This window comes from Paenibacillus sp. UASWS1643 (assembly GCF_008693195.1).
Lineage (GTDB): Bacteria > Bacillota > Bacilli > Paenibacillales > Paenibacillaceae > Paenibacillus > Paenibacillus amylolyticus_B.
The window spans coordinates 1349170-1360095 of record NZ_VXKZ01000115.1 but is presented as its reverse complement, the minus strand read 5'-3'; the positions used below and the strand labels follow the sequence as shown (position 1 = coordinate 1360095).

The window sequence follows — 10926 nt, the reverse complement described above, 5'->3', positions numbered from 1 at the left end:
TCGTCACACACGAAATACATCAAATTGCATATATCATTTCGTATAACCTCGCAGGCCGAAAGTGTACACAGGGCGAGGGTCTCTACGGGAAGCCTATACTTCCTAACTACGATGCCAAGGAATCAATGTATTCCTTGCTCGTAGTTAGGATTTTTTGCATTTAGATGGTGTCTGTGACCTTGGCATGAACCAACATGCGGGCGTATTTTTCTTATCATCAGGAGGTTTATTCACAATGAAATATTATCTGTCCGTTCTCGCGGGAGCGATGAGCTATGGCATATTATCCACGATTGTGGTTCTGGCGTATGGCGAAGGATATAAACTTGGAGAGGTTGTGGGAACACAGCTGATTACGGGTTTTCTTCTTTCCTGGATGCTGGCGCTATACACAAAATTTAGAACAAAACGCAAGTCACAGGCAAATGGCAAAACATCAGGAGCCGTGGCACAGGTATTCAAGCGGTTGACGTGGAAACAACGTCTATTATTGATGGCTGCCGGAACACCAACGGTAATTACAGGACTCGTGTATTATCAGTCTTTGCGTTATATCCCGGCTTCACTTGCCATTATCCTGTTGTTCCAGTTCACATGGATTAGCGTATTGATTCAGGCGATAAGCAAACGTCAACGTCCAGACAAAGTCACGTTCCTGACGTTGATCATTCTGTTTGGTGGAACCTTGCTGGCAGCGGGTTTCCTGGAACAAGGATTGGGTGAGTTTAACGGTCTGGGTATTGCTCTTGGACTAATGGCAGCCGTAAGTTATTCCCTGTTTGTCTTGTTCAGCGGCAAAGCGGTTCCTTCAGCGCATCCAGCCTTCCGTAGTGCGTGGATGGTTACAGGCGGATTGATCCTATTGTGCATTTTGTTCCCGCCGACATTCCTCTTTAACGGATTGATCTGGAGCCAGTTGCTTGTATTTGGATTGCTGCTTGGATTCTTCGGGGCATTCATTCCACCCGTACTGTTCGCTATCGGCGTTCCGCATATTGGTGGTGATATGGCCGGAATCCTGGGTGCAGTTGAGCTTCCAATTGCAGTACTGTTATCCTCAATCGTGCTCCATGAGCATGTCAGCGGATTGCAATGGTTCGGAGTTATCATTGTGCTCATTGGTGTAGCCCTGCCAGAGTTGTATAAATTAAGTATGAGACGAAGTCGGAATACACCGATATATTCCTGAGTTATACAAAAAGGGATATGTCGAAGCATGAACGGGAATACCCGTAGATAAGCCTGAGAAATCAGGCTTTTTTTATTTAAATATTCTATATAAATTGAACTAAACATTTACACGAAACGGAGAGGACAGAAAGGACCTGAAGAAGCGGAGCGTTCGCCTAAAAGCTTTCTGAAAGAAAGCTGCATCGGAAGCATAAGCTATCCCCGGATTTCCCCTTTATAAAAGGAATCAAAAAATCTGGGGATAACAGCGATCGGAAGGTTGTTCTGTCATCGGAGTTTGCATTGTAAATATTCTTTAGTTCAATTTATATGGCTCAACCACAATAGCCCAGAGGGGTCATTTTCATTATCATGCGAATCAGGTATGCTTAAGGAATACATCCGTCTGTGATGAATATTGATGGGACATCGAATGAGGAGTGTTTATATGAAAAGCTGGTTTGGAAAAACATGGCCTTGGTTAACGCTGGGTCTGACCGTTGTTGTATTGCTTGGATCATTTTTGGTTTATTTTATGGGCAAAGACGTATCCCCCGGATCGGGAAGTGCAGTAACAGCACAAGCCGAGACTCCAGAGGATTTGAAGGGATATGAAGTCATTGATGTGGACGTGAGCAACGATGGTTTTGGACCAGACGTTATCGAGGTGAAAGCTGGCGTACCGACCAAAATTAACTTTATTCTGACCCGGTCGGTGACACATGTGAAATCAGTGGGATCACAAAAGCTTGCTATGGATCTATACATGCAAAAGGGACCCAATTATTATACGGTAGACAAAGATCTGCCCAAGGGAGAATATGAGATCCATTGCGGCATGTACATGATATATGCAACGATTAAGGTCGTATAAGTTGAAGGAGCAAGGTTTCGGGTCACCGAGCTTTGCTCCTTTTTTTGGTGCGTGATATCATGGGAAAGTGGGTAAAATCGATCAGGAGGTGGCGAAATGAAAGCGCTATTTATTGGAGGGACAGGCACCATCAGTACGGCCATTACGGAGATGCTTGCACAGCAAGGCTGTGAACTGTATTTGATTAATCGAGGCAATCATAACGATGACTTACCTAGTGAGGTCAACGTACTTCAAGCGGACATTAATGACGAGACACGTGTAGCGGAACTGATCGCTGATCTGGAATTTGATGTTGTGGCAGACTTTATCGCTTTTGTACCGTCTCAATTGGAGAGAGATTACCGTTTGTTCAAGGATAAAACAAAGCAGTTTATTTTTATAAGTTCAGCATCAGCGTATCAGACTCCTCTGGCTGATTACCGGATCACTGAAGGTACGCCTTTATCGAATCCATACTGGGAGTATTCTCGCAACAAGATTGCATGTGAAGACTATCTGATGAAACAATACCGCGAGCATGGATTTCCAGTGACCATCGTGCGTCCGAGCCATACGTATGGCGACAAATCGGTACCTCTTGGTGTTCATGGTGCTCAAGGCAGCTGGCAGGTTCTCAAGCGCATACGTGAAGGCAAACCCGTTATCATCCATGGAGATGGTACCTCACTGTGGACCATTACGCACAATACTGATTTTGCCAAAGGGTTTATCGGGCTTATGGGAAATATCCATGCCATTGGTGAATCGGTACATATCACCTCAGATGAATCCGTCACCTGGAATCAGATTCATGAGATTATAGCTGGCGTGTTGGGCGTTAAGCTTCATGCGGTACATGTACCCTCTGAGTTCTTAGCTGCATGCAGTGACCAGGATCTTCGAGGCGGATTGCTGGGTGACAAAGCCAATACCGTTGTATTTGACAACAGTAAGCTGAAGCGGCTTGTTCCGGAATTTGTAGCAACGACAAGAGCCGATCAGGGCATTCGACGTACGATTGAGCACATTCTGGAGCATCCTGAATTACAGACCGAAGATCCGGAATTTGATGGTTGGTGTGACAAGGTCGTTGGCGCATTGGACGAAGCGTTATTAAAGATCAGAGATGAGAAATGAGAAGTATAAGGCGATCATGATCAAGTGTTTACATTCATGCGCTTAATCGTTATAATCAAGAAAAAATGACACTTGTTAGGGGAGGCACCCCAACTTAGGACATCGTTCCTTTGTTGGGGTGCCTTCCTTTTTTTGTGTGCCAAAAAGGAGAGTAGACGTTGAAGAAATCAGGAAAACGTGTGCAGAAACAAGCGGAACAGCTAACCAAGGTGGTGCTGGCATTTGCATTATTATCACCTCAAGCCCTGTTGCTTGAATGGGGCGCAACGACGGTAATGGCTGAAACGGTTGAAACAATCGGGATTGTATCCGACACGTCCAGCATGAAGGCTGTACAGTCATCCAAGGTGAAAGTAGAGATGAACAGTGATGGCAAATACAGAATTGTATTACTACCAAACACAAATGTATTTTACGGTGGTGATACAGGGAATGTATCCACCATTATCGACCACAACGGATCCCCTGTGAACTTCAAAACATTGCCGCTGAATTATTACCGAATTAACAATAATGTGATTGAAATGTCCCGGCAAAAGGACAATGTGGAATATATTTTGCGTGTATCTATCGTTAATGCTACCTCACAAGGTGGTTACATGAAGGTTGAACTGGAAGCTATTAACCGAAGTGGAACGGCACTGAATTTGGGTGGAACGTTTTATTGGGATACGATGGTGAATGGCAATGATGCATCTCCGTTTGAAGTCATAGAGAATGGATGGCGCAATTATAGCGGTGGTGTTCAGGTAACGGCTTTTTATGCCAATACGTACAATGTTGTGAATGCAGATCGCATATATCTGGGCCAGTACAGCAGCCCAGACAGCGCCCAACTCACAGGAGGGTCTTCACCTTCAGCGTTCACTCCAGGCCAGACCGTTACGGCGAGTGATACAGCTGCACAATTTTGGTGGGACGCCAAGACAACAGCGAATCAGGCTTCACGTAAATTTTCAACCATTGTGGGGATTGGCCCCAAAAATGCTCCACCTTCATTTACCTTGACAGCACCCTCTTCGGGTCAAACCTATTACAAAGGCGAGCAACTTCAGATCTCTGGTAAAACGCGAGATACGGATGTAGGCGACCTGTTGACCGTGAAATGGTCCATTGATGGTGGGTCCGAGAACATTCTTACCCAGATGACCGCAACGGGTTCAAATCAGGCTTTCAACACCAATTACACATTGCCTGATACCCTGCCAGATGGCACACACACATTGCAAGTATGGGTCATGGATGACAAAGGTGGGGTATCCTCCGCAGGAACCGTTAACTTTACGGTAAGAAGTTTTGTTGTGCCCGGAACGCCGACATATTCATTGGTTAATTCTAATAACTTGACGGTAAATTGGGATAAGAAGGCGAATGATGTATCCGTTACGTATGAACTGAAGAATATGACCACGAATCAGATCGTGGATACAGGTGCGTCAAACAGTCGGCAAGTGACAGGGCTCACTCCGAATACCAGTTATTCTTTTGCTGTACGTGCCAAAAATTCAAGTGGTTCCTTCACAGGGTACTCCAGTCCATCCACCAAATATACATTGGCCAATCCACCCGCTGCTGCGGCTGTGACACAATCAGGCAACTCTGTTACAGCGAGTTGGAATAATAATAGTAACCCTGCGGGCACTCATTACAAAACCGAAATACGCACAGGTGGGCAAGTCCTCGCAACGGGAACAACAACTTCCACACGTTCAGCGTTTGCCCTGACCGGACTCGCGGACGGAAAATATGAAGTATTTGTGGCGGCACTGAATGGAGAAGGGATACAGACCCCATTTATATCCGCTGGAGAGATGATGAAAGATACGACGGGCCCAACTGCTCCTTCTGTTACACTCACGCCATCCTCATGGACCAAGGAAGATGTTCTCGTCACGGTTGAAGAGGGGAAAGATGCCTTAAGCGGAACTCAGAAGACTGAAGTGAAAGTTGGTCCGGCAGGAGAATGGCGTGAATACAGCGCTCCGTTTACCGTAAGCAGTGAAGGCAACACAACGGTTATGGCACGCAGTATTGATGCGTTTGGTAATACAGGACAGGAAACGGCTGTGACAGCCAGAGTAGATCGGACGGCACCAACGCCTCCCGTCATATCGTTGAACCCGCCGGAATGGACAAAAGCGCTGGTAATCGTGACATTAACGGAGGGTACGGACGAAGCAAGTGGCATTGGTCTGACACAGTATAAGCTGGGAAGTGAGGGAGAATGGATCGACTACAAGGCTCCTTTTACATTGAATGAAGAAGGGATAACCGAGATTTACGCACGAAGTGTTGACTGGGCCGCCAATGTCAGTGCTTCCACTTCAGCAACAGCCAGAATCGACAAGACTGGGCCTGAGCAACCAACGATTACGTTAAGTGAAGAGGATTGGACGAATCAGGATGTAACTTTTGCAATAAACAGTGGTGAAGATTCTGGCAGTGGGCTTGCCAAGAGCCAATATCGACTTAACAAAGAAGGTCCTTGGATCGATTACAAGGGCGAAGTGAAGGTTGCCGATGAGGGAGAAACGATCATATATGCACGCTCACTTGACCGTGTAGGCAATATAAGCACGTCCGCTCAGGCTACAGTTCGAATTGACACGACAGCTCCAACCGAGCCGGTGATTCGTTTAAGTTCTTCTGGATGGAGTAAAGAACATGTGCAATTCACGATCGCTGATAGTGTCGATGAACGAGCGATATCCTATGAATACAGCATGAATGATGCCCCGTATATGACAGGAAGTAGCGGTACAGTTAGTACAAACGGTGCTACCACCATTCGAGCCCGAGCAAGAGATACCGTTGGTAATGTGAGCAAGGAAGTGAGTAGAATCGCCTATGTGGATCAGATGGCTCCAACGATTACATTTGCATCGAACGGACATGGCTGGACGGACATGGATATATCCACTACCATTCAGTATGCCGACGCCCACTCAGGCATTCGAGAACTGGAACGATTCTATCAAGTTACGAACAGTGCAGAATCACCGGATCATTGGCTTGAAGCTCGCTCTGACGAGCATAAAATATCCATCGAATCGGAAGGCATATGGTACATCCATGCCAAAACCATGGACAGAGCAGGCAATACATATGAGACAACATCATCACCTTACCATATTCAACGCAAGCCCGAGCAACCGAGTCATGTGAGAATGACACAGATTGCTGAGACATCAGCTGAACTTACAGTGGATTTGCCAACAGGGGGAAGGTATACCAATGGATATCAGTATGAGATAACGAATAAAACGACAGGACAGTCATGGACACTGGACTACCCTAACCACAGTATAATCGATCACTCTCTAAGCGGTGGTCAAGTCTATGAATATGAAGTTAGAGTGAGAAGCCATACCGGAGTAAGTGATGCAGTTAGCGCTCAAGTATTAACGATCCCGGCAGCTCCCGGAACGTTGCATGTTCGAAAATTAGATTCCCAGCCCAATTTGGCCGAAATCCAATTTGATTCAGTACAGGGAGCAGATGCTTACCGCATCATTGCTGCAACTGCGGACGGTGTGACCGTGTTTGATCAGACGGTATCTGATCTGAGTAGCCTTCCCTATGTCAGCAACCTCGTTCCAGGAACCATTCATAACATTTCGGTAACGGCAATGAATGAAAGTGGAGCAGGTGGAAGCAGTAGAACCGGATTCCTCACACTGCCGGCAATGCCCGGTGAGTTTATGGCCGTTCAAATTCAGGAGCATGATATTTCATTAGAATGGGAGACAGTGACTTCTGCAACGTATTATGGTCTTTCACGCGATGGAATAGCCATATATGAAGGAGAACAGACGGAGTATCTGGACTCGGGTCTGGATAGCGGAACGGAGTACAGCTATACGTTAATTGCCGGAAATGAGACAGGAACAGGACCGTTGGCAGGATTACCTTTGCTCAGGACGTTACCTGGACAGGTGTCCGGCTTACAGGTATCAGATGCTTCTACAGCGAGCCTTCGTCTGAATTGGGAAGCAGTACGAGGAGCAGATCGTTATGAATTATGGTTGAATGGAGAGAAGTCGGGAACGGTTCCTGCTGGAACCCAGGAATGGGTCTTTGCGGGACTGAGTTCAGGAACATCTTATCAACTGGATGTACAAGCAGTGAACGGGAGTGGACAAGGTATACGAAGCTCAGTATCAGGAACAACACTACCAGAGAGCCCGTCGGGACTTCACGTTGTTCAAGTAACTGAACAGGGAGCAATTTTGAGCTGGGAACCTGTAGCTGGGGCAACGAAATATCGGGTGAACATCGATGGACAGAGCCATGAAATATCAGATACACAACTCGCAGTTCACCACCTGTCAAGCAGTCGTGAGTATACCTATGAAGTGCAGGCGGGCAATGCTGCCGGGTACGGTGCATCCACCGGTAGTACAATCCTTACGCTACCTAGCAGGCCGGAAGGACTGAATGTCACATCGACTGATGAGACAAGTATGGGACTTGCATGGCAAGCTGTAGATACGGCGAATCTCTATATTGTGAAAATCAATGGAACAGAAGTGGGCAGAACATCAGAACTGGCCTACACGGTTGAGGGATTATTGCCAGGTACAGAGTACGCTTTAGAAGTTCAGGCTACGAATGCTACTGGTCTAGGTGAGACAGCGCAGCTCATACGATTGTCCAAACCTGTGTCGCCTGCCGAAGTACTTGTTGATCCAGGAGTACATCATGCAAAAGTTTCCTGGTTTGTCGTGGAAGGTGCCGCTGAATACGTGATTGAGCAGAAGGGCAAGGAGATCTATAGAGGAATGGAGAATGAAGCAATGATTACAGGGCTCCAGGATGGAACCTGGCATCATTATCAACTATGGGCAGTCAACAGACAGGGAACCCGTTCTGAAGCCACGGATGTATCTCTGCTGACTTTGCCTGAGAAACCCGTTAAGGTTGCAGTATATGATGTAGCAAAAAACAGCCTGGGTCTGGATTTCAGTAACACTGGCGTCCAAGGGGCAGATCATTACGTCATTGAACGGGATGGAAGAGAGATCGCTCAGATGGATTCAAGTGAAACCCAATTTGTAGACAAGCATCTGTCGCCAGGAACAAAATACACTTATGTAATTCGGGCAGTTAATGCGAGTGGAACGAGTGGGCCGCTTACTTTCAGTGTAATGACTCAAACGTTGCCATTGATTGCAGAAAGTATAACAGTGAAAGCCGGAACACATGCGGTGGATCTGGCTTGGGATGTTGTTAAGGGAGCGGCTGCATATGAAATTCATAATCGGGTAACGGGAGATGTACAGAGCGTCTCTGAACCGTCTGTACATCTCAATAGCATGCTGGATGGCACAGCGTATGAATTCGAACTCGTCGCGATTAATGAAGATGGTCATCGGTCAGAGTCTATTCAGATTCAGGTTTTAACAAAACCTATATCACCTCAGACGGCAGGCATAACATACATCACAGATCAGACTGCGGTGCTGGATCTGACTGGAAGCTCTACACGGGGAGCAGAGCAATTGATCATTATGCGGGATGGTGTTGAAGTCGCTAAGGTTCCAGCAGATCAAGATTCATTTGAAGATCATGGACTGACACCAGGAGAGCATTACATGTATACCATCAAAACATCGAATGCAACGGGTGAGAGTGACACAGGTTTCGAAGTTCACGTGCGTACGTTGCCTGCGACCATTAAAGAACCTTTACATGCAAGCATGATTGGGGAAAAGGAGGGATTGATCTCTTGGCCAAAGATACAAGGTGCGGAGGGATATACCATACGTATCGGAGATCAGATGATCACCACTATTGAAGAAGGGGATATCACAGAGGTGAGATTAACTCATCTGGAGAGTGCAACCCGATATGATCAGGTACAGATTATTCCTTATAATACGGCTGGTTCAGGAAGCCCAATGACCGTGACTCCCTTTTACACCTTGCCTCATGTTGATTCACTGGAAATAAAGATATACCCCGAGACTGATCACGCCAAACTGGAATGGGACTTTCCTTATGGGAACGAAACATTCGTTGTATTGCTAAATGGTACTGAAGTATATAGAGGCAAAACAAAAGAGTTTATTGTTGATCAACTGGATGCAGGCAAGCAGTACCAGATTGAAATTTACACAGAGAATGATCAGGGAGATGTATCGGAGATGAAGGCGTATTCTGTCCTGACCAAGCCAGCCGCTCCTGTCAAAGTGGAGTATCATTCGGCGAAGGACCACATTCGTCTTCTATTGGAACAGAGCCGGGTTGAAGGTGCCGAGCAGTTCATCATTGAGCGTGACGGTGTGGAGGTTGCTCGTGTTCCTGCTGACGAAATGTTCTATGACGACAAGGAACTTGAACCGGGCGTGAACTACAGCTATACAGTCAAGACCATGAATGCTTCGGGCAGTAGTGATGGTGGTTATTACCTTCATGCAATGACTTTGCCCGGTAGTGCTGCTTCACCTCCTGTAATAGAGGGGCGTTCAATGGTTGGTGCAGACATTGTGTGGGAACTGATTCCTGGTGCTGCGGGTTATCGAGTCTATCGAAATGAAGAGCTTGTGGGAACGACCGCGGAGACATCCATACATGTGTCTGAATTAAACAGTGCAGAGCGTTATACTGACTTTGCAATTATTCCATTTAATGAGGCAGGGGAGGGTGAGGCGTTAAAGGTTCCGGAATTCGAGACGTTGCCTTCCGAGGAACTGACAGTAGCAGCCATAGCGCAAGGTACTAATACGATTAAGCTAACTTGGGAACTGGATTCAATGAATGAGGTGATTGTGATCACCCATAAAGATCGTGAGATCTACCGTGGCACCGAGCGTAGTCATGTATGGACAGGACTGAATGCCGAGCAGCATTATGAGGTGGTTGTATGGACGGAGAATTCAGCAGGTGAGAAAAGTGAAAGCAAACGGGCCGCAGCCATGACTTTTCCGTATCCACCATCCGCCTGGAGCGGTAGTGGTGCAACCCCAAGTCCAAACGTTACATCGGAACAAGCCGATGAGGTGAGTTCACAACCTGAACCTTCTGATGAGCAACCTGAGTTACCTGCGAAAAAAAGTATCAAATTTATCGATATCAGTCAAACATTCAATAAAGATCAGATTACCTGGCTTGCGGAACAAAATATCATTCAAGGTGTAAGTGAAACTCGCTTCGAGCCACGCCGTCCGATCACGCGTGCAGAATTTACTGCATTAATCGTGCGTCTGATGGGTGTGGATACAGCGGTTAATGAACAACAACATGGATTTCAGGATGTAAACGACGATGATTGGTTTGCTCCTGAGATTAAGGCAGCCGTTCACCATGAGATGGTCCAAGGTATGGGGAATAGGAAATTCGCTCCACATGCGCTGGTGACACGGGAACAGGCATCCAAGATTATAGCCAATGTTGTCCGTAAAATCAGACCGGAACCGCTGACTTCCCCAAGAGCGTTTACCGACCAGACTGATGTATCTGATTGGGCCAAAGAAGAAGTACAGGAACTTGCAGGTTTGTACATGATTACTGGATATGAAGACGGCAGCTTCCGTCCCATGCAGCACTTAAGCAGATCCGAAGCTGCAGCGCTGATCTTCCGTTTAAATAAGCTGATTCAAGTTATGGATGAGAAGCGTACAGATCAAGTGGAGAAAGCGTCAGCGTTCGATCGTCATATCTAGATTGAATTGATTCTTACATGTGATACTGTAATCATCGGCAGTAAGGACATTACCGCTTGATTGGTTTTTAATGTTATAATAGGTTGCCAATATGATAAA

At 46.5% G+C, this 10926-nt stretch carries 4 protein-coding genes and 1 riboswitch; all 4 genes read left to right on the top strand.

Features of this window, described 5'->3' with window-relative positions; translation table 11 throughout:
- The first annotated feature begins 18 nt into the window (after nucleotides 1-18).
- Nucleotides 19-129, top strand: a riboswitch (purine riboswitch).
- A gap of 106 nt (nucleotides 130-235) precedes the next feature.
- The 4 genes from FE296_RS30150 (at nucleotide 236) to FE296_RS30135 (ending at nucleotide 10827) form a co-directional block, all read left to right on the top strand.
- Entirely contained in the window at nucleotides 236-1189 is a 954-nt protein-coding gene (locus FE296_RS30150; protein WP_150367432.1) for an EamA family transporter, read from the top strand.
- A 429-nt stretch (nucleotides 1190-1618) separates the two neighbouring features.
- Entirely contained in the window at nucleotides 1619-2044 is a 426-nt protein-coding gene (locus FE296_RS30145) for a cupredoxin domain-containing protein (protein WP_190945640.1), read from the top strand.
- Nucleotides 2045-2140: 96 nt separating this feature from the next.
- Nucleotides 2141-3163: an SDR family oxidoreductase gene (locus FE296_RS30140; RefSeq protein ID WP_150367430.1), complete on the top strand. Its 1023-nt coding sequence runs from the start codon at nucleotides 2141-2143 to the stop codon at nucleotides 3161-3163.
- Nucleotides 3164-3321: 158 nt separating this feature from the next.
- Nucleotides 3322-10827, top strand: a complete 7506-nt coding sequence (locus FE296_RS30135) for a fibronectin type III domain-containing protein (protein WP_150367429.1) — start codon at nucleotides 3322-3324, stop codon at nucleotides 10825-10827.
- Nucleotides 10828-10926: the final 99 nt, after the last annotated feature.